Raw genomic sequence first — 26,563 nt, forward strand, 5'->3', positions numbered from 1 at the left:
GCCACGGCTCTGTGTGATGCACCGGCTGCGGTCCAAGATCGGGCAGGTGCCCGGAGGCTTCCGTGGGGGGCGGAACTCCGAGCACGACTGGACTGCCCGGACGTTACCCATGGGTAGTGGGTTCCCGATAGGGGGTTCTGGCCAGATGTTCGGTGCGTCACACATGTTTGACACTGCTTCGCGCACAGTAGTCCACACCTTCGGGCACTCGGAAGTAACCGCAGGTCCGACGGCCTAAGGTGACCCTCATGCGAGTTCATGTGGTCAGTGACGTGCACGGGAACACCGAGGGCCTGGCCAAGGCGGGCGACGGGGCGGACGCCCTCGTCTGCCTCGGTGACCTGGTTCTCTTCCTCGACTACGCCGATCACTCGCGCGGCATCTTCCCCGACCTCTTCGGCGTCGAGAACGCCGACCGGATCGTCGCCCTGCGCACCGCCCGGCGCTTCGAGGAGGCCCGCGAGCTGGGACGGACGCTGTGGGCCGGACTGGACCGGGAGTCCGCGATCGAGGCCGCCGTCCGCCGCCAGTACGCCGAGATGTTCGCCGCCTTCCCCACTCCGACGTACGCCACGTACGGCAATGTCGACATGCCGGACCTCTGGCCGCAGTACGCGGGCCCGGGCACCACCGTCCTGGACGGCCAGCGCGTCGAGATAGCCGGGCGCGTCTTCGGCTTCGTCGGTGGCGGTCTGCGGACCGCGATGCGAACGCCCTATGAAATCTCGGACGAGGAGTACGCCGCCAAGGTCGAGGCGCTCGGCGAGGTCGACGTGCTCTGCTCGCACATCCCGCCCGAGGTCCCCGAGCTCGTGTACGACACCGTCGCCCGCCGCTTCGAGCGAGGCTCGCGCGCCCTGCTCGCCGCGATCCACAGGACCCGGCCCCGCTACTCCCTGTTCGGCCACGTCCACCAGCCGCTGGCCCGGCGGATGCGCATCGGCCGCACCGAGTGCGTGAACGTCGGCCACTTCGCCGCCACCTCCCGGCCCTTCGCCCTGGAGTGGTGATCCGGCCACTGGAGTGACGAGGGGCCCGTACGCGATAGCCTGCACGCACACCTCCCCACCGCCGCCGCCCGCGCGGGGCGGGGGAGAAACCAGACCCGGACCGCGCACTGGAGGAGCCACGACGATGGCGGAACACACCAGCTCGTCTATCACCATCGAGGCGGCCCCGGCCGACGTCATGGGCGTGATCGCGGACTTCGCCCGCTACCCGGAGTGGACCGGCGAGGTGAAGGAGGCCGAGGTGCTCGCCACCGACGCCGCCGGTCACGCCGAGAAGGTGCGCCTGCTGCTCGACGCGGGCGCCATCAAGGACGACCACACCCTCGCCTACACCTGGAACGGCAACCAGGTCAGCTGGACGCTGGTCAAGTCCCAGATGCTGCGCACCCTCGACGGCTCGTACACCCTGGCCGACGCCCCCGGCGGACGGACCGAGGTCACCTACCAGCTGACCGTCGACGTCAAGATCCCCATGCTCGGCATGATCAAGCGCAAGGCGGAGAAGGTCATCATCGACCGCGCGCTGGCCGGTCTGAAGAAGCGCGTCGAGAGCGGCCCGGGCGAAGCCGAGGCCGGTTCCGCCGACGGGGCCAAGAAGCTCTAGACGTGCGTACGGTCCTCGTCACCGGCCCCGGCGGCGCGGGCCGCACCACCGTCGCGGCGGCGACCGCGCTCGCCGCCGCCCGCAGCGGCTCCCGCGTCACGCTGCTGACCTCGGACCGGCTCCCCGGCGAACTCGCCGCGGTCACCGTCCGGCGAATCGATTCGGCCGCGCACTTCCGCGCCGAACTCCTCGCCTTCCAGGACCGCGCGGGCGCCGCCCTCGACCTGCTCGGCGCCTCCCGCCTGGACGCCGAGGAGCTCACCGAACTCCCCGGCGCCGAACAGCTCGCCCTGCTCAGCGCCCTGCGCGAGGCCGCCGCCGACGAGCCGGACCTGCTCGTCGTCGACCTTCCGCCGGCCGACCGGGCGCTCGCCGCCCTCGCGCTGCCCGAGCAGCTGCGCCGCTATCTGCGCCGCCTCCTGCCGCCCGAGCGCCAGGCAGCCCGCTCGCTGCGCCCGGTCCTCGCCCAGCTCGCCGGGGTCCCCATGCCCGCGCAGTGGCTGTACGAGACCGCCGCCCGCTGGGACCTCGAACTGGCCGCCGTCCAGGCCGTGATCGAGGACCCGGGCACGACCGTACGGCTCGTCGCGGAACCCGGACCGGCCGCCGCCGAGGCCCTGCGCACCGCCCGGCTCGGCATCGCCGTGCAGCGGCTCGCCCTCGACGCGGTGGTCGCCAACCGGCTGCTGCCCGCCGAGACCCCCGACCCCTGGCTCGCCGGCCTGGTCGCCCAGCAGCGCAAGCACCTGGACGAGCTGGCCGGGGAGTTCCCCGTCGTACGCGAGGTGGCGCACCTCGGGCGTGATCCGCGCGGCGACGACGACCTGGAGCGGCTCGGCACCGGATCCGGGCCGGACGGTGCCCCGGCCCCGCAGTGGAACATCGAGGACCGGCTCGCCGAGGACGACGTCCTGGTGTGGCGGCTGCCGCTGCCCGGCGCGGTCAAGGACGGCCTCTCGCTGGTGCGGCGCGGCGACGAACTCCTGCTCACCGTCGGCCCGTTCCGGCGCATCGCGCCGCTGCCGTCCGCGCTGCGCCGCTGCACCGTCACCGGGGCCGGCCTTCACGACGGCGTACTGGAGATCCGGTTCGCCCCCGATCCCGAGCTGTGGCCCCGCGGTCGCTGAACGGGGTACCCCCGTTCGGGTAACGTCGAGGGAAACAGCCCTGTAGGAAAACCAGCCGCTGGAGTCCGCCATGAGCGAAGCCACCGAGCGCCCCGCCCCCGACGCGGATGCCTGGGCCGAGGCCTGCGCCGAGGACCTGGCCGCCGAGAAGGCGCGCCGCCGCGCCCAGTACGGCTCCCCGCCGGGATCCGCCGCCGAGGAGCTGCGCAAGCTCCTCGACGCCGTCACCGACAAGGTCGCCGGCATCTTCGACGGCCCGTCCTCGCTGTCCGGCCTGGCGACGCAGGGCGCCGTACAGCAGCTGATCAGCCAGGCGAAGTCCGCCGTCGAGCCCGTCATCGAGCGCAACCCCGAGGTCTTCGACCACCTCGCCGCGGCCGGCAACGAACTGCTCGCCGCCTACCGCTCGGCCGTCGAGGGCCACGAGCGCCGCTGGACGTCCGCCGACGACCGGAAGCGTGACGAGGGCACCGGCCCCACCGAGCACATCGACCTCGACTGAGACCCCCACCGGGACCGGCCGCCCACCCGGCACCGGACCCGCCCTCACACCCGCCGCGAACACGGGCTCCTCACGCTGAGTGCCGCCCCGGCTCGGGTACGGTTGGCCGTAGCGGGGCTCGACCGAACTGAGGGATTCATGGGACTCACCATCGGTGTCGATATCGGCGGCACGAAGATCGCGGCGGGCGTGGTCGACGAGGACGGCAACATCCTCTCGACCCACAAGGTGCCGACCCCCGGCACGCCCGATGCCATCGTGGACGCGATCGCCTCGGCCGTCGACGGCGCACGCGCCGGACACGAGATCGTGGGCGTGGGGATCGGGGCCGCCGGTTATGTGAACCGCCAGCGGTCCACCGTCTACTTCGCGCCCAACATCGACTGGCGCCAGGAACCGCTGAAGGAGAAGGTCGAGCAGCGCACCGGCCTCCCGGTCGTCGTCGAGAACGACGCCAACGCGGCCGCCTGGGGCGAGTACCGCTTCGGAGCCGGCAAGGGCCACCGGAACGTCATCTGCATCACGCTCGGCACCGGCCTCGGCGGCGGCATCATCATCGGCAACAAGCTGCGCCGCGGCCACTTCGGCGTGGCCGCCGAGTTCGGCCACATCCGGATGGTGCCGGACGGTCTGCTGTGCGGCTGCGGCAGCCAGGGCTGCTGGGAGCAGTACGCCTCCGGCCGCGCCCTGGTCCGCTACGCCAAGCAGCGCGCCAACGCCACCCCCGAGAACGCCGAGTTCCTGCTCGGCCTCGGCGACGGCACCCCCGAGGGCATCGAGGGCAAGCACATCTCGATGGCCGCCCGCCAGGGCGACCCGGTCGCGGTCGACTCGTACCGCGAACTGGCGCGCTGGGCGGGCGCGGGCCTGGCCGATCTGGCCTCGCTCTTCGACCCGTCGGCGTTCATCGTCGGCGGCGGCCTCTCGGACGAGGGCGAGCTGGTGCTCGACCCGATCCGCAAGTCCTACAAGCGCTGGCTGGTCGGCGGCAACTGGCGCCCGGTCGCCGATGTCATCGCGGCCCAGCTCGGCAACAAGGCCGGCCTGGTCGGCGCGGCCGACCTCGCGCGGCAGCCCGACCCGATCATGTAACTCCCGCACCACCGACAGCGCCCGCCGAGTCCTCCCCGGACCGGCGGGCGCTGTCATACGTTGTGGACCATGACGACCCCTGCCGCCCAACTGCCCGCGTCCGCCACGGAGAACGGCTCGGCCGTGATCCGCGTCCTCAGCTACAACATCCGCTCGATGCGCGACGACAACGCGGCCCTCGCCCGGGTGATCCGCGCCTGCGAGCCCGATCTCGTCCTCGTCCAGGAGGCGCCCAGATTCTTCCGCTGGCGCAAGGCCGCGGCGCGCCTCGCGGCGGCGACCGACCTGGTGATCCTGAGCGGCGGTGCCACGGCAGCGGGCCCGATGCTGCTCTGCTCGCTGCGGGCCACCGTGGAACGCACCGAGGACGTGCTGCTTCCGCTCACCCCCGGCCTGCACCGGCGCGGTTTCGCGACCGCGGTGGTACGGATCGGCGGGGCCAGGATCGGCGTCCTGAGCGCCCACCTCAGCCTTCAGGCTGCCGAGCGGTACGAGCAGGCGGGGGCGCTGCTCGACCGGCTCGCCGGGATGGGTGTGGAGCACGCGATCGCGGGCGGCGACCTGAACGAGCGGCCCGGCGGGCGCAGCTTCACCCGGCTTGCCGGGGCGCTCCAGGACTGCTGGGAAGCGGCGCCGTGGGGCGGCGGGCCGACCTCCACGCCGAAGGACCCGCACCAGCGGATCGACGCGATCTTCGCGACCCCGGGCGTCGAAGTCCTGGGCTGCGGCGTGCCGTTGGGGCTCGCGGACCCGGAGGACCTGAAGGCCGCTACCGATCACCTGCCGGTGCTCGCGGCGCTGCGGGTGCCGACGGGGTGAGATTCTTCCCCCGCCCCGCCCCTCCCCTCCCCGCTGCGACACTCAGCGGCTCCGCGGCGGGCCTCCGGGGTAGGGGTGGGCTGAGGTCCGTTGCCGGGGGCTCCGCCCCCGGGCGCCCGCTCCTCGAACACCGGAGGGGCCTGCTTTGCGGAGCGCTCAGACCACCGCGCCGCGCCCCGGGTCGTCGTCGTCCTCGTCGTGCTGCATGCGGGCGAAGAGCGTGCCGATGCCGCCCAGGAAGCCGCCCACGCCGAGCATGGTGAGCCACCACGTCATGTCCCAGCCGAAGATCGCCGCGAGGATCAGCAGCAGCGGGCCGCCCACCACGCCCAGCCACGCGAACTTCGCCGTGACGTCCGCCTCCGGCAGCGGGGGCGGCTCCGGCGGCACGAAGTGGCCCTCGTCCGAGGCGTCCGGGTCGTCGTCGGACGGCTCGGCGGGCGCGAAGTCGCGCGGGCCGCCCACGCCGGGCGCGAACACCACCGAACTGCCCAGCGCCGGCTTGCCGACGCCCTTGTCGCCGCTCTTGTCGAGGCCCTTGTCGGGTCTCTTGTCGGTCTCGGGCGGCGTGCTGTCGTCGTCCTCGTCGTTCTCGTCGGGCTCGTCCTCGATCAGGGCGAGGTCCTCCACCGATCGAAACGGCCTGGCGCCCGGCGGGTCGGCCGGCTCCTCGCCGTACCCCGCCACGATCGCCGCCCAGGCAGCCTCTTCGTCGATCGGCTGCGGTTCGCGGTCCGCGTCGTGCTCAGCCACCGGTCGTGCTCCCCTTCTTCCCGACGCCAGGAGCGAGGCGGCCGATGAACGAGTAGCTCTCCTCGAAGATCCGCTCCGCATCATGGTCCAACGTCGCCACGTGGTAGCTCTGTTCCAGCAGGATCTCCTCGACGTCCGTGGAGGAGACCCGGCTGAGGATCCGCGCCGAGTCGACCGGCGGCACCACATGGTCCTGCGGGCTGTGCAGCACCACCAACGGCTGGGTGACCTGCGGCAGTTCACTGTCCACGATCTTGAAGAAGTTGCGCAGCGAGTGGGCCGCGTGCAGCGGCACCCGGTCGTAGCCGACCTCCTCGGAGCCCTCCTTGGCGATGTCGCTGGCGATGCCCTTCGTGGACCGTACGAAGTGGCGGACGACGGGCAGCGCCTGCGCGGCCGCGCCGTGCACCTTGTTGCCCGGGTTGACGAGCACCAGGCCGGTGACCGCGTCGCCGTGCTTCGCGGCGAGGCGCAGGGACAGGGCGCCGCCCATGGAGAGCCCGAAGACGAAGACCTGGGTGCAGCGCTCGGTGAGCTCGCGCAGCGCGCGGTCCACCTCGGCGTACCAGTCCTGCCAGCCCGTGAGCTGCATGTCCTGCCAGCGGGTGCCGTGCCCCGGAAGGAGCGGCAGCGAGACCGTGAGGCCGCGCTCGGCGAGGTAGTCGGCCCAGGGGCGCAGCGACTGCGGGGAACCGGTGAAACCGTGACAGAGGAGGACGCCGACCTCTCCGCCCTCGTGGCGGAACGGCTCGGCTCCAGGGAGGACCGGCACCAGGGGTCTCCTGTTCATGAGCAGGGGCGGGGTTGTGCGGGGGAGTCGTACTTCACGGTACGCGACCGGACCGACACCGACCAGGGCCGTCGCGCGGGAGGCCGGGCCCGGCACGGGTTAAGGTCTGTTCGACAAGCACAGGAAGGCATCCGAGTTGATCTACGGCGCAATGAAGTTCTCCATCGGCGGGTCGCTGAAGCTCGCCTTCAGGCCGTGGGTGGAGGGCCTGGAGAACATTCCCGCCGAGGGTCCGGCGATCCTCGCGAGCAACCACCTCTCCTTCTCGGACTCCTTCTTCCTGCCGGCCGTCCTGGACCGCAAGGTCACGTTCATCGCCAAGGCCGAGTACTTCACCTCCCCCGGGGTCAAGGGCAAGCTGACGGCCGCGTTCTTCAAGGGCGTCGGCCAGCTCCCGGTGGACCGCTCGGGCGCCCGCGGGGCCGGTGAGGCCGCGATCAACGCGGGCATCGACGTCATCAAGAGCGGCGGCCTCTTCGGCATCTACCCGGAGGGCACGCGCTCGCCCGACGGCCGCCTCTACCGCGGCAAGCCGGGCGGTCTGGCCCGGGTCGCCCTGGCCACCGGCGCCCCCGTGATCCCGGTCGCGATGATCGACACCGAGAAGATCCAGCCGCCGGGCAAGGTCGTCCCCAAGCTGATGCGCCCCGGCATCCGGATCGGCAAGCCGCTCGACTTCAGCCGCTACCAGGGCATGGAGGGCGACCGCTTCATTCTGCGCTCGGTGACCGACGAGGTCATGTACGAGATCATGAAGCTCTCCGGCCAGGAGTACGTCGACATCTACGCGACGGCCGCCAAGCGGCAGATCGCGGACGAGGCCAAGCGGATCGCCGACGAGCAGAAGGCCGCCGAGAAGGCGGAGCGGGCCCGCGAGATCGAGCAGGCCAAGCGGGCGGAACAGCCCGGCGACTAGCGGCGCCCGTTCAGGGGGCCGGGCCAGGGGTGGGGAACATGGCGAAACGCGAACGCGTCGTACGGATGTCGGTGGAACTGCCCCTGTGGCGGGCCCTGGCCGGCTACCGGGTGCTCACGACGCTCTACGCGCTGGCGATCTTCGCCAACGGCTACCACAAGTTCGAACGGCCCTGGGTCGGCGTCGGATACCTCTCGGTGCTCACCGTGTGGAACTTCGCGACCCTGCCCAGGGTGGCCAACGCGGCCGCCTGCACCAAGCGGTTCCTCGCCGTCGACCTCACGGTGGTGCTCACCGGCATCCTGCTCACACCGGTCGCCGACGTGGACGCCCAGCATGTGGACGGGCCGACGCTGCCGACCATAGCGGCGGCCGGAGCGGTGATCGCCTTCGCGATCAAGGGCGGCTGGCGCTGGGCCGGGTTCGCCTCGTCGCTGGTGGCCGTCGCCAACATCGTGGAGCGCGCGCACCCGACCCGGGACACCTTCCACAACGTGATCCTGGTGTGGATCGCCTCCATCGGAATCGGCTACATCGTCGAGGTGGCCCGGGCGAGTGAGGCGACGCTCGCCCGCGCCCTGGAGATCGAGGCGGCCACCCGCGAGCGCGAGCGGCTGGCCCGCGACATCCACGACAGCGTGCTCCAGGTACTCGCCATGGTGCAGCGCCGCGGCACCGCTCTGGGCGGCGAGGCGGCCGAGCTCGGCCGCCTCGCCGGCGAGCAGGAGGTCGCCCTGCGCACCCTGGTCTCCAGCGGCCTGGTGCCGCCGACCCGGGCCTCCGAAGACTTCGAGGACGGCGCCGTCGTACGGGTGGTCGAGGTGGACGACGAGCCCGGCGAGAGGGGCGAGACCGACCTGCGCTCGCTGCTCGCCCGGCACGCCGGATCGAAGGTCTCCTTCGCGGAACCGGGCGCTCCGGTGCTGCTCCCACCCCTCGCGGCCAGGGAGCTCGCGGCCGCTGTCAGTGCCGCACTGGACAATGTCCGTATGCACGCGGGGGAGTTGGCCCAGGCCTGGATCCTGGTGGAGGACTGGGGGGACGAAGTGATCGTGACGGTACGGGACGACGGGCCCGGAATCCCGGCGGGCCGGCTCGACCAGGCCGAGGGGGAGGGACGCATGGGCGTCGCCCTCTCGATCCGGGGCCGGCTGCGCGACCTGGGCGGCACGGCGGAGCTGATCTCCGTGCCGGGCCAGGGCACAGAAGTTGAGCTGAAGGTCCCACGGGGGAAGGCAGGACGGCACGGATGAGCAGGGAGCAGACGGTGCGGGCTGATGCGACGGTGAAGGTGATGGTGGTCGACGACCACCCGATGTGGCGCGACGCGGTCGCCCGCGACCTCGCCGCCGCCGGCTTCGACGTGGTCGCCACGGCCGGCGACGGACCGCAGGCGGTGCGCAGGGCCCAGGCCGCGGCGCCCGACGTCCTGGTCCTCGACCTCAACCTGCCGGGCATGCCCGGCGCCCAGGTCTGCAAGGAACTGGTCGCCGCCAACCCGGCGTTGCGGGTCCTGGTCCTGTCCGCCTCGGGCGAGCACGCCGACGTACTGGAGGCGGTGAAGTCCGGCGCGCTCGGCTACCTCCTCAAGTCCGCCAGTACCGAAGAGCTGACCGACGCGGTGCGCCGCACGGCCGTCGGCGACCCGGTGTTCACCCCGGGCCTGGCCGGCCTCGTCCTCGGCGAGTACCGCAGGCTCGCCAAGGATCCGGCACCCGCCACGTCCGACGAGCCCAGGGCCCCGCAGCTCACCGAGCGCGAGACCGAAGTGCTGCGCCTGGTCGCCAAGGGCCTGAGCTACAAGCAGATAGCCGAGCGCCTGGTCATCTCGCACCGCACGGTGCAGAACCACGTCCAGAACACCCTGGGCAAGCTCCAGCTGCACAACAGGGTCGAGCTCGTGCGGTACGCGATCGAGCGCGGCCTCGACGACGCCTGACCGGGCCATCCCCCGTACGGGTGACCGGAGGATCTTCAACTCCCGTACGGATCAAGTGAATTGACCCTTCGCCCCATCCCGGAGTGACATACGTCACCACTAGCGTGGACGCGTACGTCACTCCCAGGTGAAGGGACCATTCCATGCGGGTCGGAGTACTGACCGGAGGCGGTGACTGCCCCGGACTCAACGCCGTCATCCGGGGCATCGTCCGCAAGGGTGTGCAGGAGTACGGATACGAGTTCACCGGGTTCAAGGACGGCTGGCGGGGCCCCCTGGAGGGCGACATCGTCAAGCTGGACATCCCGGCGGTGCGCGGCATCCTGCCGCGCGGCGGCACCATCCTCGGCTCCTCGCGCACCAACCCCCTCAAGGCGGAGAACGGGGTCCGCCGCATCAAGGAGAACCTCACCAAGTACGAGATCGACGCCGTGATCGCGATCGGCGGCGAGGACACCCTGGGTGTCGCGGCCCGGCTCAGCGACGAGTACGGCATCCCCTGCGTCGGCGTGCCCAAGACGATCGACAACGACCTGTCCGCCACCGACTACACCTTCGGCTTCAACACCGCCGTCGGCATCGCGACCGAGGCCATCGACCGGCTGCACACCACGGCCGAGTCCCACATGCGGGTCCTGGTCGTCGAGGTCATGGGCCGGCACGCGGGCTGGATCGCCCTGCACTCGGGCCTGGCCGGCGGCGCCAACGTCATCCTCATCCCCGAGCAGCGTTTCGACGTCGACGAGGTCTGCGCGTGGGTCACCTCCCGCTTCAAGGCCTCCTACGCTCCGATCGTCTGCATCGCCGAGGGCGCCATGCCCAAGGACGGCGAGATGGTGCTCAAGGACGGCACGCTCGATTCCTTCGGGCACGTACGGCTCTCCGGTGTCGGCGAGTGGCTGGCCAAGGAGATCGAGAAGCGCACCGGCAAGGAGGCGCGTACCACCGTCCTCGGCCACGTCCAGCGCGGCGGCACCCCGAGCGCCTTCGACCGGTGGCTCGCGACCCGCTTCGGCCTGCACGCCATCGAGGCGGTGCGCGACGGCGACTTCGGCAAGATGGTCGCGCTGCGCGGCACCGACATCGTGCGGGTGCCGATCTCGGAGGCCACCTCGAAGCTCAAGACCGTGGACCCCGCGCTCTATGCCGAGGTGGGCGTCTTCTTCGGCTGACCCCGGCCGAGCAGGCCGGGCGGGTCCGGGCTGTGGGCCGTATATTCGCGATATCCGGCCCATAGCCCTCATGACTGGCCCGATGGCCAGGGACCGCCCATAAGGGGAAAGTCGTGGAAATCCTGGCATTCGGCGTGCAGGCCGACGAGAAGCCGCTGATCGAGAAGGCCTTCGCGGGACTCCACGACATCCGCTGTCTGGACGTCTTCCTCACCGAGGACACCGCGCCGATCGCCGCCGGGCACGAAGTGGTCTCCACCAGCGTCAACGCCAGCCTCAACGCCCAGGTGCTGCAGAGCCTGGCCGTCGGCGGGACGCGGATGATCGCCCAGCGCTCCACCGGCTTCAACAACATCGACCTGGACGTGGCCGCCCGTCTCGGCCTCACCATCGCCCGGGTTTCCTACTACTCGCCGTACTCCGTCGCCGAATTCGCCTGGACCCTGGCGATGGCCGTGAACCGCCGCATCGTGCGGGCCTCCAACCGCACCCGCGACTTCGACTTCCGCCTCGACGGGCTGCTCGGTCGCGACATGCGGGGCCGCACCGTCGGGGTCCTCGGCACCGGCAAGATCGGCGAGGCGTTCACCCGGATCGCCCACGGCTTCGGCATGAACCTGCTCGGCTGGGACGTGGCGCAGAACGCGGCCTGCGTCGAGTTCGGCATGAAGTACGTCGACAAGGAAGAGCTCCTCGCGAACGCGGACCTGATCAGCCTGCACGTGCCGCTGCTGCCCTCGACCCAGCACATCATCGGGCGCCGGGAACTCGCGGCGATGAAGGACGACGCGATCCTGGTCAACTCCAGCCGCGGCGGGCTCATCGACACGGACGCGCTGGTGGGCGAGCTGCGCAAGGGGCGCTTCGCCGGCGTCGGCCTCGATGTGTACGAGGCCGAGGCGGGGCTCTTCTTCCTCGACAAGTCCCTGGAGGCCGTCCAGGACGACACCCTGGCCCGCCTCATGACCTTCCCGAACGTGGTGGTCACCTCGCACCAGGCGTACTACACCGAGGACGCGGTGGGCGAGATCATCGCGGCGACGGTGGACAACGTGGCGGCCTACCTGGCAGGCCGCCACACCGAGAACGTCCTGGTCCCGGCAGCGCCGTAGCCCCGGCTCAGCGCACCGCCGCCACCCCCGCGAGCAGGTCCTTGACCACCTCCGGGCCGCGCAGGGTGAGCACCGACTCCGGATGGAACTGGATGCCCGCGTACCCGGACCCCCGCAGCGCGTGGACCTCGTGGGTCACCGGGTCGCGCGCGATCTCCACGCCGGGCAGCTCCCCCGCGCAGCGCGCCGCGAAGCTGTTGTAGAAGCCCACCGTCTCCTCGCGGCCGAACAGGTCGATCCGCACCTGCGCGCCCTGGTGGGGCTCCCGCTTGCGCACGATCTCCAGACCGAGCTCCGCCGCGATCAGCTCATGGCCCAGGCACACGCCGAGCAGCCCGTGCCGGTGCGAGCGCAGCAGTTCCGCGGCCAGCGGGCGGAGCAGCGCCATCTTCGGGTCGGCCGCATCCGCAGGGTCGCCCGGACCGGGGCCGAGGATCACCGGGCCCTCGTGGCCGAGGACCCGCTCGCGCAGCCCGGGGACGTCGTAGCGGAGCACCGAGACCGCGAGGCCCGCCGAGCGCAGCACATGCGCGAGCATCGCCGTGAACGTGTCCTCCCCGTCCACCACCAGCGCGGACCCGCTCGGCTCGGCCGGCCGGTCCTGCATCCGCAGCCAGAACGGCGCGAGGTCGGCCCGCCGGGCGTCGAGCGCGGCCCGCACCCGGGGATCGTCGGCGAGGCGCGGCCGTACGGACTCGGTGGCCGGACGGGCGGGCCGCACCCCGAGCGCCGCCAGGACACCGGCCGCCTTGGCGTGCGTCTCGGCGACCTCGCTCGCCGGGTCCGAGTGGCGTACGAGCGTGGCGCCGACCGGGACCCTGAGGTGCCCTTCGGGAGAGATGTCCGCCGTGCGGATCAGGATGGGGGAGTCCAGGGTCTGGGAGCCGCCCGCGTCCCGGCCGAGCAGGGCGAGCGCGCCCGCGTAATAGCCGCGCCCGCCGTCCTCGTACCGCTCGATGACCCGGCACGCGTTCTGCACCGGCGACCCGGTGACCGTCGCCGCGAACATGGTCTCCCTGAGGACGTCGCGTACGTCGAGCGAGGAGCGGCCCCTCAACTCGTACTCGGTGTGCGCGAGATGGGCCATTTCCTTCAGTCGGGGGCCGATCACGACGCCGCCCATGTCGCCGACCGTGCACATCATCTTGAGCTCCTCGTCGACGACCATCGACAGCTCGTCGGTCTCCTTGCGGTCGGCGAGGAAGGTCAGCAGGTCCTCGGGCGTGGGGCCGCCCGCCGGGTAGCGGTAGGTCCCGCTGATCGGGTTCATGACGACCGTGCCGCCGGACATCCGCACGTGCACCTCGGGGCTGGCGCCGACCAGAGTGCGGTCACCGGTGTGCGCCACATACGTCCAGTACGCGCCCTGCTCACCCACCAGCAGGCGGCGGAACAGGGCCAGCGCGTCGGACCGTCCGAAGCCGGGGATCTCGCCGGTGAACGTGCGCCGGATGACGAAGTTGGCGCCCTCGCCGCGGCCGATCTCGTCGTCGATCACCCGCCGCACGATCCCCGCGTACTCCTCGTCGCCGACATCGAAGCCGCCGCCCTCGACCCGCACCTCGTGCGCGGGCAGCCCGTCGAGCACGTCCGCGAGGGGGAGTTCGTACGTCTCGTCCGCGACGAGGACCGAGAGCGGTGTCCCGTCGTCGCGGACGTCGAAGCCGCGCTCCCTGATCTGCCGGAACGGCACCAGGGCGAGCGCGGGCCGGTCCCCGACGGGCAGATCGGAGAGGTGCTCGGCCTCGTGAACCTCGCCGATCAGCACCTCGACGATGTCGTGATCACGGCCCGGGGTGCGCCTGCGCAGCAGCGCGAAGGGCGGGCAGTTCTCGTCCAACAGCCTCTGGATGAGCATGAGTTGTGTGGTTCCTTCCGGGGAGAGCGGGAGGAACGGCCCGGGAAACACTGAAGGCCGCCCCTCGGGGCGGCCTTCGCGAGTCTGTGTACGCGCAGAAATCAGCGGGCCGCCGGATGAGCGGTCCACCACCAGTTCTGGGTCGAGTGCGCGAACATGCCGGGCACTCTACCCGATGGCACCGCCGGGAGGCAGTGCCATCGGGATCTCTTGATCAGAGCAGCGTGTTGTAGATGTTCCAGCCGGTGCCGATCTGGCGGCGGTCGCCGAACGGCTGCACCGAGCCGCCGTTGCCCGGGTAGAACCACAGCTTGCCGTCGGCGTCGCGGCCGGTCAGGTCCGGCTTGCCGTCCCCGTTCAGGTCGCCCGAGCTGACGATCGCGTTGTAGATGTTCCAGCCGGTGCCGACCTGGTGGCGGTCGCCGAAGGGCTGCACCGCGCTGCCCGTGCCCGGGTAGAACCACAGCTTCCCGGACGGCTCGCGCGCCACGAAGTCGCCCTTGCCGTCGCCGTCGAGGTCGCCGGTGCTCAGGATCTGGTCGTAGATCTGCCAGCTGCTGCCGATCTGCGTGCGGTCGCCGAAGGCGGGGCCGCCGGTGCCCGGGTAGAGCCACAGCTTGCCGTCACCGTCGCGGGCGATCAGGTCGGCCCGGCCGTCACCGGTCAGGTCGCCCGCGCCCACCAGGGAGGTGAAGGCACCCCAGCCCGCGCCCAGCTTGACCCGGTCGCCGAACGGGGCCGCCGGGTTGCCGCTGCCCTTGTAGTACCAGGCCACCCCGGAGGTGTCCCGGGCGATCAGGTCGCCCTGGCCGTCGGCGCGGAAGTCCGACAGGTCCGTCATGGCGTTGTAGATGCCCCAGCCGCTGCCGATCTTGAAGCGGGTGAGGAAGGGCTGCGTGATGTCGCCCGAGCCCTGGTACTGCCAGAAGCCGCCGTTCGCGTCCCGCGCGAGCAGGTTGTAGCGGTTGTCGGCGGGCACGGGGCCCACCGGGGCGACCTGCTCGACGTCGGTCGTGCGCACCCAGGCGATCCGGTGGTTGTACCGGATCGGGTAGAAGGTCTGGGTGCCCTTGACCAGGGTGCCGAGCGTGGTGCCGCCGTAGTAGTAGTCGCCCGCGACCGGGGCGCCCGCGGCGACATAGGTCTGGCCGGCCGGGATGCTGTACTTCGAAAGGGAGGCCGAGTTGTTGTTCTGCACCGGCACCCCGGTGCCCGCGTACGCCGCGTCCTCGGGGTAGGCGCGCCCGTAGACCGGGACCGCGGCGGTGCCCTTGGCCTTCAGGACGACCGGGGCCGAGGGGGCCACGACCGAGGTGTACTGGCCGCCCGGGTTGTAGAACCAGGCCTTCTGGCCGCCGTACCAGATCGCCGTCCAGTCACCGCTCCAGTCGGCCACCACGTAACTGCCGCCGGCGACGACCTTGTCGCCCCAGTTCGGCCCGTCGCTCCACAGCACGTTCGGCATGTACGGGTCGGCGATGGGCGTCGCCGTCGAGGCCGTCGCGTACAGGTAGCCGAAGTTCGCGGGCTGCGGGGTGACGTTCTTGCCGCCGTACGTCAGCGGAGGCTGGTTCGCCGAGGTGAACGGCGGTACGACCTTGACGACCTGGCCGGCCCTGAGCGGCTGGCCCGCGCCGCCGGCGCCGGTCGGGGCGCCGAGCAGGGACATGTAGTGGTTCCAGTCCCAGAACGGGCCCGGGTCCCAGTGCATCGCGGCCACGTTCGGGTCGAGGACGCCGGGCACCTCGTCGTGGCCGATGATGTGCTCGCGGTCGATCGGGATGCCGAACCGGTTCGCCAGGTACTTGACCAGCGTCGCGGACGCGTCGTACAGGGGCTCGCCGTACCAGCTGCCCTCCTTGATGGCGAAGCCCACGTGCTCGATGCCCAGGGAGTGCATGTTCACGGTCTTGTTGCCCGCGTGGTACGACTCGTCCTTCGTCGCCACCATCTGCGTGACGAGGCTGCCGTCGTCCTTGATCAGGTAGTGCGTGCTCGCCTGCGCCCCGGGGTCCTGGAAGACGGCGACCGAACCGTCGTAGCTGCCCTCGGTGTCGTGAATGATGATCTGCCGGATGTCGAATCCGTTGTCCGGCCGGGTGGCGAGGTTGTAGTTGTTCGCGTTCGCCGGCTTGAAGTCGCACGGCAGGCCGGCCGGGCACTCGGGCGTCGCGGCGTCGGCCGCGGCCTTGCCGGTGCCTGCGGCCAGCGGCATCTTCGCCGGCTTGACCGGCTTCACCGCCGGGTCGGCGGGCAGCGCGAGGTACTGGCCGTCCGTGGTGAGCCGGCTCTCGCCGGAGCGCACCGTCTCGAAGACGCGGTCGGCGAAGGCGCCGGCGGCCTTGGCGTCGGAGGCCTGGCTGTAGCGGGCCACCGCCGCGTACCAGCCGCCCGGGTCGGCCGGCAGTGAGCCGGTGGCCGCGCGCTGGTACCGGGCGAGCAGCGCCGCGCCCGCCCGGATGCTCTGGGCGGCGTCGGTGCGTACCGCGTCCACCGGCTTGCCGATGAGCTTCGCGGCCTCGTCCAGCGTGTGCAGCGCCGGGTCATTGGTGTCGACGGCGGGCTCAAAGGCCGGCGCCTTCTTGGCGTCGAACTTCTTCATGACCGCCGGGTCGCCGCTCATGTCGAGGTGCGCCAGCTGCTCCTGGGCGCTGGGCGGCGCCACGTCACCGGGCATGACCCGGGTCAGACCCATGACGTTGTACGCGCCCGACGTGCTGGGCCTGCCGTCGTGGTCCTCCCAGAGCGTCTGGCGGTAGGAGACCGCCATCAGGACGCTCTGCGGAACCTTGAACTCCTTCGCCGCATCGGCGAATTGGGCCTGCAGGGCCGTGCCCGGCTGTCCTCCGCCGTCCTGCGTCGCCCCCACGACGCGCGGCGCCGCCACGGCCACCGAGCCCAGCGCGGTGACGGCCACGGCCCCGGCCACCCCGTAGGCAAGGAACTTCTTCGTCACGTGTCTCTGCTGCCTTCTGCTCACGCTTCGGCTCACACCCACCCCTGGTCGCTTTGCCCTGTATTCAGTAAGTGGCGTGAGATTAACAGGGGGTGACGTGCGAGGGGAGAGGCGGGAGGGACTTCAAGCCGTCGCGCCTTCCGGCCGCCTCGGCGTGGCCGGTGTCTCATTTGGTGGTCGCTGGGGTGGACGGCTTGGCGGACCCCGTAATGTGGGTCCGGTGACCGTGAACGTAAACACCTGGCGTGACCTTCCCGCGGCGCAGCAGCCCGAGTACCCCGATGCCGAGGCTCTGCGCGATGTGATCGCGGACCTCGAGTCGTATCCGCCGCTCGTCTTCGCGGGCGAGTGCGACCAGCTGCGCGCCCGTCTGGGAGCCGTCGCCCAGGGCGAGGCGTTCCTCCTCCAGGGCGGCGACTGCGCCGAGGCCTTCGACGCCGTCTCGGCCGATCACATCCGGGCCAAGCTGAAGACCCTCCTCCAGATGAGCGCCGTCCTCACCTACGCGGCCTCCGTGCCCGTGGTGAAGGTCGGCCGCATCGCCGGCCAGTACTCCAAGCCCCGCTCCAAGGGCACCGAGACCCGCGACGGCGTGACGCTGCCGACCTACCGAGGCGACTCCGTGAACGGCTTCGCCTTCACGGAGAAGGACCGCGTGCCGGACCCCGAGCGCCTGAAGCGGATGTACAACGCGTCCGCCTCGACGCTCAACCTGGTGCGCGCCTTCACCACCGGCGGCTACGCCGACCTGCGCCAGGTGCACGCCTGGAACCAGGACTTCGTGAAGTCGTCGCCCTCCGGCCAGCGCTACGAGCAGCTCGCCCGCGAGATCGACAACGCGCTCAACTTCATGAAGGCCTGCGGCACCGACCCCGCCGAGTTCAAGGCCGTCGAGTTCTACGCCTCCCACGAGGCGCTGCTGCTCGACTACGAGTCGGCGCTGACCCGCACCGACTCGCGCACCGGCCACCTGTACGACACCTCCGGCCACATGGTCTGGATCGGTGAGCGCACCCGGCAGCTGGACGGCGCGCACATCGAGTTCGCCTCCCGGATCCGCAACCCGATCGGCATCAAGCTCGGCCCGACGACCACCGTCGACGAGGCGCTCACCTACGTGGACCGCCTCGACCCGGACCGTGAGCCGGGCCGGCTGACCTTCGTCGTCCGCATGGGCGCCGACAAGGTCCGCGACAAGCTGCCCGACCTTGTCGAGAAGGTCACCGCGTCCGGTGCGGTCGTCGCCTGGGTCACCGACCCGATGCACGGCAACACGTTCGAGGCGGCCTCCGGCCACAAGACGCGCCGCTTCGACGACGTCCTGGACGAGGTCAAGGGCTTCTTCGAGGTCCACAAGGCGCTCGGCACGCACCCGGGCGGCATCCACGTCGAGCTCACCGGTGACGACGTCACCGAGTGCGTGGGCGGCGGCGACGAGATCTTCGTCGACGATCTGCACCAGCGCTACGAGACGGCCTGCGACCCGCGCCTGAACCGCAGCCAGTCCCTGGACCTGGCGTTCCTGGTCGCCGAGATGTACCGCGACCAGTAGTCCCGCACGCAACAGTGGGGCGCGGATCGATGTGATCCGCGCCCCACTGGCGCATCCGGGGCTTTTGCGCATCCGGGGTGCCGGGTAAGGTTAGGTTAGCCTCACCGAGGGATCGGGAACCGATCAACCGGGACTGGCCTTACCCATCGATCCCCGCGTCGATCGCTCCGGGAGGTGAACCGCGTGTACGTATGCAACTGCTTCGGTGTCACCGAGGAGCAGGTCAAGAAGCACGCGGACGGCGGTGCCTGCACCCCCCGCCAGATAGCTTCCGCCTGCAAGGCCGGCACCGACTGCGGTTCGTGCGTACGCCGCATCCAGGCGCTCCTCGGCCGCGGCGCCTGCCCCCGCCGGGAGCTGGTGGACCAGGGCAAGCCCGCGCTGACCGCGGTCGTCCCGGAGTCGGCCCCGGCCCTGGACGAGGCCGCGTAACCCCCGGACCTCAGCTCTCCGGCTGCTCGATGAGCTGCGCGATGTAGAGCGCCTCGCCGAGCTTGTCGACCAGCTCCAGCTGGGTGTCCAGGTAGTCGATGTGGTGCTCCTCGTCCGCCAGGATCGACTCGAAGATGTTCGCGGACGTGATGTCGCCCTTCGCCCGCATGACCTCGATGCCGCGCTTGAGGCGGTCGATCGCCTCGACCTCGATCTGCCGGTCCGCCTGGAACATCTCGGTGACCGTCTGCCCGATGCGCACATGGAAGAGCCGCTGGAAGTTCGGCAGGCCGTCCAGGAAGAGGATCCGGTCGGTCAGCACCTCCGCGTGCTTCATCTCGTCGATCGACTCGTGACGCGTGTACTTGGCCAGCTTCGTCCAGCCGAAGTTGGCCTGCATCGCGCTGTGCAGCCAGTACTGGTTGATCGCCGTCAGTTCGGCACTCAGCTGCTCATTCAGGAATTCGATGACCTCGGGGTCGCCCTGCATCGCAGAGGCTCCTTCCAAGCGGTAACTGGGCAGGTTCCGCGCATCCTTGCACCGTGATCAGGGGGCGTCCAGTAAGTGCACGCTTAGTAGGAGTTGCCCGAATCCGGACGTCCCTGGTCATCACCACCCCCCGGGGTCTGTCACCATGGAGTCATGGGTCAGCCGGAGAGCCGGGAGCGGCAGGGAGCAGCGCAGACGGAGCTTCCGCCGGGGCAGCGGCTCCAGCGCGGCTGGCCGGTCACCCACTACGGCCCGGTGCCCAAGTTCAAGCCGGAGCGCTGGGAGTTCCGGGTCTTCGGAGCCACCGCCGGCGGCGACAAGCACTGCTGGAACCACGAGGAGTTCTCGGCGCTGCCGTTCGAGACCGTGGTCGCCGACCTGCACTGCGTCACCAAGTTCTCGATGGTCGGGGCCGAATGGGGCGGGGTGAGCGCCCGCACGATCGCCGAACTCGCGCCGCCCGCACCCGATGTCACCCATGTCATGGTGTGGGCCGAGTACGGCTTCAGCTCCAACCTGCGCCTGGCCGACTTCCTCGGCGACCGCACGCTCTTCGCCACCCACAACGGAGGCGAGCTGCTCACCGCCGAACACGGCTTCCCGCTGCGCCTGGTCGTCCCGCACCTCTACGCCTGGAAGGGCCCCAAGTGGGTCCGCGGCATCGAGTACATGACGGCGGACCGCCGGGGCTTCTGGGAGGAGCGGGGCTACCACAACATCGGCGACCCCTGGCGCGAGCAGCGCTACTCCTACCAGGAGGAGCCCGGGGACGGCCCCGAGCTCTGAGCATGCCGCCGGGCTAGGCCCGCAGGGACTTCAGCAGGGCCACGTCCGCCGCATGCCCCTCCTTGCCGCCCGGGGTCTCGATGACCAGCGGTACGCCCTCGGTCGCCGGGTGCGCGAGCAGCTCGCGGAACGGCTCCTCGCCGATGTGTCCGGTGCCGATGTTCTCGTGGCGGTCCTTGTGTGCGCCGGCCACATCCTTGGAGTCATTGGCGTGGATCAGCTGGAGCCGCCCCTCGCCGACGGTCTCCACCAGGAGGTCCAGGGTCTGCTTCATCCCGCCGGGCCCGGCCAGGTCGTGCCCGGCCGCGTAGATGTGGCAGGTGTCGAGGCAGACGCCCAGCTTGGGGTGGGCGTCCAGGGCCTCGAAGTACGGGCCGAAGTCCCAGGTGCGCGAGCACAGCGAGGCGCCCTGCCCGGCCGTCGACTCCAGGAGCAGGAACGGGTCGTCGTCGTGGGTCAGCTCGTCGAGCAGCGGCAGCAGATGCGTACGGACCTGCGCGAGAGCCTCCGCACGCGGGCGTCCGCCGGTCGCCGAGCCCGTGTGCACGACCACGCCGAGCGCGCCGATCTCGCGGCCCCGGCGCAGCGAGTGCCGCAGCGACTCCACCGACTTCTCCACCGTCGCCTCGGTGTGCGAGCCGAAGTTGATCAGGTACGGGGCATGGACGTACGCCGGTATCGAGGCCTCGGCGCACTCGGCCCGGAACTTCTCGTCCTGGGCCGGGTTCCCGGTGGGGGTGGCCCAGCCGCGCGGGTTGGCGGCGAAGACCTGCACGGTCTCGGCGCCGATCTCGCGCGCGTAGGTGAGGCCGGTCGTGGCGAGGCCGCCGGCCACGGGGACGTGGCCGCCGATGGGGTTGCGCATGGGGTGACTACCTACAGTCCCTTGGTGGTGATGGTGATGGTGGAGCCCTCGGGCGCCTGCGCCCCGGCGGCGACGGACTGGCCCGACACCTCATCGCTGAGGAACGGGAAGCCGCGGTCGACCTTCACCTTGAAGCCGGCCTTCTCCAGGTCCCGCTGGGCGTCGGCGGCCTTCTCGCCGGTCACCTTGGGCACGGGGATCATCCGGGGGCCCTTGGACACGGTCAGCGTGACGCTGTCGCCCTTGGCGAGCTGGGCGTGCTCGGCGGCGGACTGGGCCGCGACCTTGCCTGCCTCCTGCGCCGAGTTGACCTGGTCGGGTGCGACGGTGACCTGGAGCCCGGCGTTCTGGAGGGCGGCGGTGGCATCGGCCACCGAGTCGCCGACCACGCCGGGCACGTCGACGGGGGCGCCCTTGCTGACGACCATCGAGACGGCCGTGTCCGTGTGGCGCTTGACGCCCGCGGCCGGGTCGGTACGGATCACCGAGCCCTGCGGGACGCTCTCGTTGAACTCGCTGGAGGTGTCGCCCGGCGCGAAGCCCGCCTTGTTCAGCTCGCTCTTCGCCTTGTCGAGCGGCATCCCGTCCAGCTGGGGCACCTGCGCCGTCTCCGGGCCGCGCGAGACGACCAGGGTGACCGAGCCGTTGCCCCGGATGCGGGCACCGGTCGCCGGGTCGGTCGACATGACCTGGCCCCGCTCGACGGTGTCGCTGAACTGCCGGTCGACTTTTCTGACGCCGAGCCCGGCGCCCGACAGCTTCTTCTTCGCCGCGTCCTCGCTCTGCCCGATGAGGGCCGGAACCCGGGTGAACTGGCCGGAGTTGATGTACCAGACGCCCGCGCCGACGCCGAAGATCAGCAGCAGCGCGGCCACGATCGCGATCAGACCGCGCCGGTTGTCGAACCGGCCGCGCGACGGGCGGCGCGGCCTGCGGGGGGCCGGCTCCGGCTCGTCCTCGATGCGCTGCGGCATGATCAGCCGACTGGTGCGGTTGACGGCCTCCTCGCGGACGGCCTCGGCGGGCAGGGGTCCGGCCGCCGGCGTGACCGGCGTCGTCAGGGCCCGCGGGATCACGCTCGTACGGTCGTCGGCGCCGCTCCGGCCGGCCGAGGAGTGCGCGCCCGGCGGGACCGCGTCCAGTTGCTCGTCGTCGAGGGCGGCGCGGGCGGTACGGGTCTGCGCGAGCAGGGCCACCGCGTCGTGCGGACGGACGTCGGGGTTGCGGGCGGTCGCCGAGGCGACCAGCTCGTCCAGCTCCAGGGCGAGGCCGGGCACGGCCACGGACGGCGCGGGCACGCCCTCGTGGAGGTGGGCGTAGAGGATCTGGGCAGGGGTGTCCCCGTGGTGCGGCTTGGCGCCGGTGAGCATCTCGTACAGGACGACACCGCACGCGTACACGTCGGCGCGGGTGTCCGCGGTGCCGTGCTCGATCTGCTCGGGGGCCAGGTAGGAGACGGTGCCGAGGACCGACCCTGTGGTGCTGGTCACCGAGTCGACGGCCCTGACCAGGCCGAAGTCGGCGACCTTGACCCGGCCGTCGTCGCCGATCAGGACGTTCTCGGGCTTCATGTCCCGGTGGACGAAACCGGCCCGGTGGGCGGCGCCGAGGGCCGCGAGCACCGGCTCCAGGATGTCGAGGGCCGCGCGCGGCTGGAGCGCGCCGCGCTCGCGCAGCACGTCGCGCAGGGTGCAGCCGGCGACGTACTCCATCGCGAGGTAGACGTACTGGTCCTGCGCGCCCTGGTCGAAGACGCCGACCACATTGGGGTGCGCGAGCCGGGCCACCGACTTGGCCTCGCGGATGAAGCGCTCCACGAAGGAGGCGTCGGCGGCCAGGCTCGGGTGCATCACCTTGAGGGCGAGCACACGGTCGAGGCGGGTGTCGACGGCCCGGTAGACCGTGGCCATACCGCCGACGGCGATGCGCGCGTCGACGCGGTAGCGGCCGTCGAGCACCTGCCCGACGAGGGGGTCATGAAGGGTCGTATCCACGGGGGAGAGTTTACGAGCGCGGTCCGGCCCCCTTCACGCCGCGGGCGTTCCGGGGGCCGGACTGAAGCCGAGCTGTGACGCGGACCGGGCCGGGAAAGGCTGGATCCGCGGCCGGGTAGGGCCCAGGAGGGGCTAGAACGCGGGCCGCTCCGGGTCCAGCACGGCCCGGCCCGCCATCGTCGAGGACGCCTCGGCGAAGTGGCGGCGCGGGATGCGGCCCGCGCGGTGGGCGAGGCGGCCCGCCTCCACCGCGTGCCGCATCGCCTCCGCCATCAGGACCGGCTCCTGGGCCCGGGTCACCGCCGAGGCCAGCATCACCGCCGAACAGCCGAGCTCCATGGCGAGCGCCACGTCGGATGCGGTGCCCGCCCCCGCATCGAGGATCACCGGGACGCTCGCCCGGTCCACGATCAGCTCGAAGTTGTGCGGGTTGCGGATGCCGAGGCCGGAGCCGATGGGGGAGCCGAGCGGCATGATCGCCGCGCATCCGACGTCCTCCAGCTTGTGCGCGAGGACCGGGTCGTCGTTGGTGTACGGCAGCACGGTGAACCCGTCGTCGACCAGCACCTCGGCGGCGTCGAGCAGTTCGATCGGGTCGGGAAGGAGAGTGCGCTCGTCGGCGATGACCTCCAGCTTCACCCAGTGCGTGCCCAGCGCCTCGCGGGCAAGCCGCGCGGTGAGGACGGCCTCGCCCGCGGTGAAGCAGCCCGCCGTGTTGGGCAGCACCCGGATGCCGAGCCGGTCGAGCACGGACAGGACCGAGCCCTGCACGGTCGGGTCGAGGCGGCGCATCGCGATGGTGGTCAGCTCCGTGCCGGACACCGTGAGCGCCCGCTCCAGGGTGTCGAGGCTGGGCGCCCCGCCGGTGCCCATGATCAGGCGGGAGTCGAAGGTGGTGTCGGCGATGGTCAGCAGATCGTCGGCCATGTCAGCCCCCCTGTACGGCGGTGAGGACCTCGACGCGGTCGCCGTCGCCGAGCGTGGTCGTGGGCCAGGCGCCGCGCGGCACGACCGTCTCGTTGACGGCGGCCGCGACCCCGGAGCGGGACGGGGTGAGGGTGGCGACGAGGGCGTCGAGGGTGGTCCCGGAGGCGAGCGCGCGGGGCTCGCCGTTGACGGAGATGGTCATGCGGTCGTCAGCTCCCAAGGTGCGGAGGTGAAGCGTCGGGGGGTGAACGGGCGTGCCTCGTCGGGCAGTTCACCGGTGGTCAGGACGTGCGCCATGACGTCGCCGGTGACCGCGGTGAGCAGCACGCCGTTGCGGTAGTGGCCGGTCGCGAGCAGCAGCCCGGGCAGCGCGGTCGGGCCGAGCAGGGGCGCGTTGTCGGGGGAGGCGGGGCGAAGCCCGGCCCGGGTCTCGGTGAGCAGCAGCTCGGTGATGCCGGGTACCAACTCGTGGGCGTCGCGCAGGAGTTGGTACACCCCGCCCGCGGTGACCGTGGTGTCCCAGCCGAGCTCCTCGCTGGTGGCGCCGACGACGAGTTCGCCGTTCTCGCGCGGTACGAGATAGACCTCGCTGCCCCGCACCACGGCCCGCACGGTCCGGGACAGGAAGGGCGCGTAGGCGGGCGGCACGGTCAGCCGCAGGACCTGGCCCTTCACGGGACGCACGGGAGGCAGGAGCTCTTCCGGTACGCCCGCGAGGCGGCCGCTGAGGCTGCCCGCGGCGAGCACGACCTGGTCGGCGGCGAGCTCGGTGCCGTCCGCCAGGACGATGCCCGAGGCCCGCTCCTGTACGACCGAGAGCCGCTCGGCCCAGCCGTGCGCGAACCGCACCCCGGCCTGGGTGCACGCGCCGACCAGCGCCTTCGCCAGCCTTCTCGGGTCGATCTGGTGGTCGCCGTCGACCCGCAGGCCGCCGCGCACGCCGGGCGCCAGCATCGGTTCCAGGCGGCGGCAGTCACGGCCGGACAGCCACTCGGACTCCAGGCCGCAGCGGGCCTGGAGCGCGTGCAGGTCGCGCAGGTGGGCGCGGTCGTCGGAGTCGAGCGCCACGGCGAGCGTGCCGCAGGCGCGGTAGCCGGTGTCGAGGCCGGTGACCTCCGTCAGCTCACCCGCGAAGTCCGGGTAGCGGCGGGCGGACTCGACATTGAGGGCGAGCAGGGTCTGCTCGCCGTAGTGGAGCTCGGTGACGGCGGCGAGCATCCCGGCCGCGACCTGGGCGGCGCCGCCGCCCGGCTCGGGGTCGGCGAGCACGACACCGAGGCCGCGCTGGGCGGCCCGCCAGGCGGTGACGAGCCCGATGATGCCGCCCCCGACCACGAGGACGTCGGACCCGTTCCCGGACCCGTTTCGTGAAGAACGCATGGGCGTCCAGCCCCTCCCTTCGCCGGCATGACCCGGATCAGGTTCGTACGGTCGGAGGCCGCCAGCCTCCCTCTCAGCCCGGTGCGTCCGGGCTCCCGCGAGTGCTTTACGCCTGCCACCATAGCCCGAGCCTCCGGCCCCGAGTAAGGGAGCGTCCGGGCGACAGGCGGGTGCCCGCGTTGACCGGACCCCTTACCTGACGAATAGTCAGCTGCTTATGGTGATCGGGTGAGCGAACAGCAGACGCAATCCGAAGCGCGGCACGTGGTCGTCGTCGGCGCGGGCATGGCCGGCGTGCAGACCGCGGTGGCCCTGCGCGAACAGGGCTTCGCCGGAGCCATCACCCTCATCGGCGCCGAACCCCACCAGCCCTACGACCGGCCCCCGCTGTCCAAGGCCGTCCTGCTCGGCAAGGCCGAGGGCTCCGCCTTCGAGGTGGACTTCGAGGCGCTCGGCGTGGACCTGCGCCTGGGCCTCGAAGTCACCGGGGTACGGCCCGCCGAGCACGTGGTGGTCACCGAGGCGGGCGAGGTCGGCTACGACATCCTGGTCATCGCCACCGGCGCCGAACCGCTCACCCTGCCCGGCAGCGGCGGAGTGCCCGGCGTCCACCTGCTGCGCACCCTCGACGACGCGCGGCGCCTTCGCCCGGTCCTCGACCAGCGGCACCGGATCGTGGTGGTGGGCGCCGGGTGGATCGGCGCCGAGTTCGCGACGGCCGCGCGCGACGCGGGCTGCGAGGTCACCGTGGTCGAGGCCGCCGACCGCCCGCTGGCCGGGGTGCTGCCCGCCGAGGTCGCCGCCCCCATGGCCGGCTGGTACGCCGAGTCGGGCGCCGAACTCCTCACCGGCGCCCGGGTCCAGGCGGTCGTGCCGGGCGAGGTGCTGCTCGCCGACGGCCGTCGGCTGCCCGCCGACGCGGTGGTCATCGGTATCGGCGCCCGCCCCGCGACCGGCTGGCTGGCCGGCTCGGACATCGCCCTTGGCCCGGAGGGCGCGATCACTGCGGACGCCCGCCTGCGCACCTCGCTCCCCGACGTGTACGCGGTCGGCGACTGCGCCTCGTTCCCCTCGGCCCGCTTCGGCGAACGCCTGCTCGTCCACCACTGGGACAACGCGCTCCAGGGCCCGCGCACGGTCGCCGCCGACATCGTGGGCGAGGCCGCCGCCGACTACGACCCGGTCCCGTACTTCTGGTCCGAGCAGTTCGGCCGCTTCGTCCAGTACGCGGGCCACCACACGGACGCCGACGAAGTGATCTGGCGCGGCGACCCGTCCGCGGCCTCGTGGTCGGTCTGCTGGCTCCGGGAGGGCGCGCTGGTGGCGGTCCTGGCAGTGGGCCGCCCAAGGGATCTGGCCCAGGGCCGCAGACTCATCGAATCGGCCAAGCCCCTGGACAGGGAAAAGGTGGCGGATTCGGCTGTGCCGCTGAAATCGGCGGAGCAGGGGTAGCCGGGGTGGCCGAGCGGCCGACACGCCGCGGAGGG

At 71.7% G+C, this 26,563-nt stretch carries 26 protein-coding genes and 1 riboswitch; of the genes, 15 read left to right on the forward strand and 11 right to left on the reverse strand.

Features of this window, described 5'->3' with window-relative positions:
* The first annotated feature begins 248 nt into the window (after positions 1–248).
* The 6 genes from ABD346_RS05155 to ABD346_RS05180 all read left to right on the forward strand — a co-directional run bounded on the left by ABD346_RS05155 (position 249) and on the right by ABD346_RS05180 (position 5,154).
* A complete protein-coding gene (locus tag ABD346_RS05155; RefSeq protein WP_344372008.1) occupies positions 249–1,010 on the forward strand; it encodes a metallophosphoesterase family protein in 762 nt (253 codons plus the stop codon).
* Between the two features lie 124 nt (positions 1,011–1,134).
* Positions 1,135–1,614 (forward strand): SRPBCC family protein, encoded by a 480-nt coding sequence (locus ABD346_RS05160; protein WP_344372011.1) that lies wholly within the window; start codon positions 1,135–1,137, stop codon positions 1,612–1,614.
* Positions 1,615–1,616: 2 nt separating this feature from the next.
* Entirely contained in the window at positions 1,617–2,741 is a 1,125-nt protein-coding gene (locus ABD346_RS05165; protein WP_344372013.1) for an ArsA family ATPase, read from the forward strand.
* 70 nt (positions 2,742–2,811) lie between these two features.
* Positions 2,812–3,243, forward strand: a complete 432-nt coding sequence (locus tag ABD346_RS05170; protein ID WP_344372016.1) for a DUF5304 domain-containing protein — start codon at positions 2,812–2,814, stop codon at positions 3,241–3,243.
* Positions 3,244–3,381: 138 nt separating this feature from the next.
* Positions 3,382–4,335: an ROK family glucokinase gene (locus tag ABD346_RS05175; protein WP_053727734.1), complete on the forward strand. Its 954-nt coding sequence runs from the start codon at positions 3,382–3,384 to the stop codon at positions 4,333–4,335.
* A gap of 69 nt (positions 4,336–4,404) precedes the next feature.
* Complete coding sequence (locus ABD346_RS05180; protein WP_344372020.1) at positions 4,405–5,154, forward strand: endonuclease/exonuclease/phosphatase family protein; 750 nt, start codon at positions 4,405–4,407, stop codon at positions 5,152–5,154.
* A gap of 156 nt (positions 5,155–5,310) precedes the next feature.
* Here ABD346_RS05180 and ABD346_RS05185 read toward each other — a convergent pair whose 3' ends face one another.
* Both ABD346_RS05185 and ABD346_RS05190 read right to left on the reverse strand, forming a co-directional pair.
* Entirely contained in the window at positions 5,311–5,988 is a 678-nt protein-coding gene (locus ABD346_RS05185) for a hypothetical protein (RefSeq protein ID WP_381227375.1), read from the reverse strand.
* Positions 5,900–6,679: an alpha/beta hydrolase gene (locus tag ABD346_RS05190; RefSeq protein WP_344372191.1), complete on the reverse strand. Its 780-nt coding sequence runs from the start codon at positions 6,677–6,679 to the stop codon at positions 5,900–5,902. Before ABD346_RS05190 ends, ABD346_RS05185 begins: the two co-directional genes overlap by 89 nt.
* Before the next feature lie 154 nt (positions 6,680–6,833).
* Here ABD346_RS05190 and ABD346_RS05195 point away from each other — a divergent pair, with 154 nt between their 5' ends.
* The 5 genes from ABD346_RS05195 (at position 6,834) to ABD346_RS05215 (ending at position 11,836) form a co-directional block, all read left to right on the forward strand.
* Positions 6,834–7,613 carry a 1-acyl-sn-glycerol-3-phosphate acyltransferase gene (locus tag ABD346_RS05195; protein WP_344372025.1) on the forward strand — a complete coding sequence of 260 codons (780 nt, stop codon included), beginning with the start codon at positions 6,834–6,836 and terminating at the stop codon, positions 7,611–7,613.
* A gap of 38 nt (positions 7,614–7,651) precedes the next feature.
* Entirely contained in the window at positions 7,652–8,866 is a 1,215-nt protein-coding gene (macS, locus tag ABD346_RS05200) for a MacS family sensor histidine kinase (RefSeq protein ID WP_344372027.1), read from the forward strand.
* Positions 8,863–9,552, forward strand: coding sequence for a response regulator (locus ABD346_RS05205; RefSeq protein ID WP_344372030.1), 690 nt, complete (start codon positions 8,863–8,865; stop codon positions 9,550–9,552). The genes macS and ABD346_RS05205 overlap by 4 nt, the downstream gene beginning before the upstream one ends.
* A gap of 143 nt (positions 9,553–9,695) precedes the next feature.
* Positions 9,696–10,724, forward strand: coding sequence for a 6-phosphofructokinase (locus tag ABD346_RS05210; RefSeq protein WP_344372033.1), 1,029 nt, complete (start codon positions 9,696–9,698; stop codon positions 10,722–10,724).
* Positions 10,725–10,837: 113 nt separating this feature from the next.
* Positions 10,838–11,836 carry a 2-hydroxyacid dehydrogenase gene (locus ABD346_RS05215; protein WP_344372035.1) on the forward strand — a complete coding sequence of 333 codons (999 nt, stop codon included), beginning with the start codon at positions 10,838–10,840 and terminating at the stop codon, positions 11,834–11,836.
* A 7-nt stretch (positions 11,837–11,843) separates the two neighbouring features.
* Here ABD346_RS05215 and ABD346_RS05220 read toward each other — a convergent pair whose 3' ends face one another.
* The 3 genes from ABD346_RS05220 to ABD346_RS05225 form a co-directional block, all read right to left on the reverse strand.
* Positions 11,844–13,694, reverse strand: a complete 1,851-nt coding sequence (locus ABD346_RS05220) for an anthranilate synthase family protein (RefSeq protein ID WP_344372039.1) — start codon at positions 13,692–13,694, stop codon at positions 11,844–11,846.
* Between the two features lie 101 nt (positions 13,695–13,795).
* Positions 13,796–13,852: a trp operon leader peptide gene (locus ABD346_RS38595; protein ID WP_078516689.1), complete on the reverse strand. Its 57-nt coding sequence runs from the start codon at positions 13,850–13,852 to the stop codon at positions 13,796–13,798.
* Positions 13,853–13,908: 56 nt separating this feature from the next.
* The gene (locus ABD346_RS05225) at positions 13,909–16,650 is read right to left on the reverse strand and encodes an N-acetylmuramoyl-L-alanine amidase (protein WP_344372041.1); all 2,742 of its coding nucleotides are present in this window, start codon (positions 16,648–16,650) and stop codon (positions 13,909–13,911) included.
* A gap of 211 nt (positions 16,651–16,861) precedes the next feature.
* Between ABD346_RS05225 and ABD346_RS05230 the strand changes: the two genes are divergently transcribed.
* Both ABD346_RS05230 and ABD346_RS05235 read left to right on the forward strand, forming a co-directional pair.
* Positions 16,862–18,202, forward strand: coding sequence for a class II 3-deoxy-7-phosphoheptulonate synthase (locus ABD346_RS05230; protein ID WP_189961080.1), 1,341 nt, complete (start codon positions 16,862–16,864; stop codon positions 18,200–18,202).
* A 174-nt stretch (positions 18,203–18,376) separates the two neighbouring features.
* Positions 18,377–18,634 carry a (2Fe-2S)-binding protein gene (locus ABD346_RS05235; protein ID WP_344372047.1) on the forward strand — a complete coding sequence of 86 codons (258 nt, stop codon included), beginning with the start codon at positions 18,377–18,379 and terminating at the stop codon, positions 18,632–18,634.
* 10 nt (positions 18,635–18,644) lie between these two features.
* Here the strand turns inward: ABD346_RS05235 and bfr are convergent, their stop codons facing one another.
* A complete protein-coding gene (bfr, locus tag ABD346_RS05240; protein WP_053727747.1) occupies positions 18,645–19,124 on the reverse strand; it encodes a bacterioferritin in 480 nt (159 codons plus the stop codon).
* A gap of 153 nt (positions 19,125–19,277) precedes the next feature.
* Here bfr and ABD346_RS05245 point away from each other — a divergent pair, with 153 nt between their 5' ends.
* Complete coding sequence (locus ABD346_RS05245) at positions 19,278–19,910, forward strand: sulfite oxidase-like oxidoreductase (protein WP_344372052.1); 633 nt, start codon at positions 19,278–19,280, stop codon at positions 19,908–19,910.
* Positions 19,911–19,923: 13 nt separating this feature from the next.
* On the opposite strand, the gene ABD346_RS05250 is transcribed toward ABD346_RS05245, so the two are convergent.
* The 5 genes from ABD346_RS05250 to thiO all read right to left on the reverse strand — a co-directional run bounded on the left by ABD346_RS05250 (position 19,924) and on the right by thiO (position 25,076).
* Positions 19,924–20,775 (reverse strand): deoxyribonuclease IV, encoded by an 852-nt coding sequence (locus ABD346_RS05250; RefSeq protein WP_344372054.1) that lies wholly within the window; start codon positions 20,773–20,775, stop codon positions 19,924–19,926.
* A gap of 11 nt (positions 20,776–20,786) precedes the next feature.
* On the reverse strand, positions 20,787–22,769 hold the full coding sequence (gene pknB, locus ABD346_RS05255) for a Stk1 family PASTA domain-containing Ser/Thr kinase (protein WP_344372057.1): 1,983 nt from the start codon (positions 22,767–22,769) through the stop codon (positions 20,787–20,789).
* Between the two features lie 132 nt (positions 22,770–22,901).
* Complete coding sequence (locus tag ABD346_RS05260; RefSeq protein WP_344372060.1) at positions 22,902–23,696, reverse strand: thiazole synthase; 795 nt, start codon at positions 23,694–23,696, stop codon at positions 22,902–22,904.
* A 1-nt stretch (position 23,697) separates the two neighbouring features.
* A complete protein-coding gene (gene thiS / locus ABD346_RS05265) occupies positions 23,698–23,898 on the reverse strand; it encodes a sulfur carrier protein ThiS (RefSeq protein WP_344372063.1) in 201 nt (66 codons plus the stop codon).
* Entirely contained in the window at positions 23,895–25,076 is a 1,182-nt protein-coding gene (gene thiO, locus ABD346_RS05270) for a glycine oxidase ThiO (RefSeq protein WP_344372065.1), read from the reverse strand. Before thiO ends, thiS begins: the two co-directional genes overlap by 4 nt.
* A riboswitch (TPP riboswitch) is annotated at positions 25,074–25,185 on the reverse strand. Its footprint overlaps the gene before it by 3 nt.
* Positions 25,186–25,304: 119 nt before the next feature.
* Here thiO and ABD346_RS05275 point away from each other — a divergent pair.
* On the forward strand, positions 25,305–26,528 hold the full coding sequence (locus tag ABD346_RS05275) for an NAD(P)/FAD-dependent oxidoreductase (protein ID WP_344372068.1): 1,224 nt from the start codon (positions 25,305–25,307) through the stop codon (positions 26,526–26,528).
* The last annotated feature ends 35 nt before the right edge of the window (positions 26,529–26,563 follow it).

Origin of the sequence: Streptomyces mauvecolor (genome assembly GCF_039532965.1) — a bacterium.
In the GTDB taxonomy this organism is placed as follows: Bacteria; Actinomycetota; Actinomycetes; order Streptomycetales; family Streptomycetaceae; genus Streptomyces; species Streptomyces violascens.

Excerpts from the sequence above, each read along its gene's own strand:
- ABD346_RS05170 (WP_344372016.1), top strand. The coding sequence starts at position 2,812 with ATGAGCGAAGCCACCGAGCGCCCCGCCCCCGACGCGGATGCCTGGGCC.
- ABD346_RS05210 (WP_344372033.1), top strand. The coding sequence starts at position 9,696 with ATGCGGGTCGGAGTACTGACCGGAGGCGGTGACTGCCCCGGACTCAAC.
- bfr (WP_053727747.1), bottom strand. The coding sequence starts at position 19,124 with ATGCAGGGCGACCCCGAGGTCATCGAATTCCTGAATGAGCAGCTGAGT.
- thiS (WP_344372063.1), bottom strand. The coding sequence starts at position 23,898 with ATGACCATCTCCGTCAACGGCGAGCCCCGCGCGCTCGCCTCCGGGACC.
- ABD346_RS05220 (WP_344372039.1), bottom strand. The coding sequence starts at position 13,694 with ATGCTCATCCAGAGGCTGTTGGACGAGAACTGCCCGCCCTTCGCGCTG.
- ABD346_RS05260 (WP_344372060.1), bottom strand. The coding sequence starts at position 23,696 with ATGGCCGACGATCTGCTGACCATCGCCGACACCACCTTCGACTCCCGC.
- ABD346_RS05180 (WP_344372020.1), top strand. The coding sequence starts at position 4,405 with ATGACGACCCCTGCCGCCCAACTGCCCGCGTCCGCCACGGAGAACGGC.
- macS (WP_344372027.1), top strand. The coding sequence starts at position 7,652 with ATGGCGAAACGCGAACGCGTCGTACGGATGTCGGTGGAACTGCCCCTG.
- ABD346_RS05155 (WP_344372008.1), top strand. The coding sequence starts at position 249 with ATGCGAGTTCATGTGGTCAGTGACGTGCACGGGAACACCGAGGGCCTG.
- ABD346_RS05185 (WP_381227375.1), bottom strand. The coding sequence starts at position 5,988 with ATGCGGAGCGGATCTTCGAGGAGAGCTACTCGTTCATCGGCCGCCTCG.
- ABD346_RS05250 (WP_344372054.1), bottom strand. The coding sequence starts at position 20,775 with ATGCGCAACCCCATCGGCGGCCACGTCCCCGTGGCCGGCGGCCTCGCC.
- thiO (WP_344372065.1), bottom strand. The coding sequence starts at position 25,076 with ATGCGTTCTTCACGAAACGGGTCCGGGAACGGGTCCGACGTCCTCGTG.
- ABD346_RS05175 (WP_053727734.1), top strand. The coding sequence starts at position 3,382 with ATGGGACTCACCATCGGTGTCGATATCGGCGGCACGAAGATCGCGGCG.
- ABD346_RS05160 (WP_344372011.1), top strand. The coding sequence starts at position 1,135 with ATGGCGGAACACACCAGCTCGTCTATCACCATCGAGGCGGCCCCGGCC.
- ABD346_RS05205 (WP_344372030.1), top strand. The coding sequence starts at position 8,863 with ATGAGCAGGGAGCAGACGGTGCGGGCTGATGCGACGGTGAAGGTGATG.
- ABD346_RS05245 (WP_344372052.1), top strand. The coding sequence starts at position 19,278 with ATGGGTCAGCCGGAGAGCCGGGAGCGGCAGGGAGCAGCGCAGACGGAG.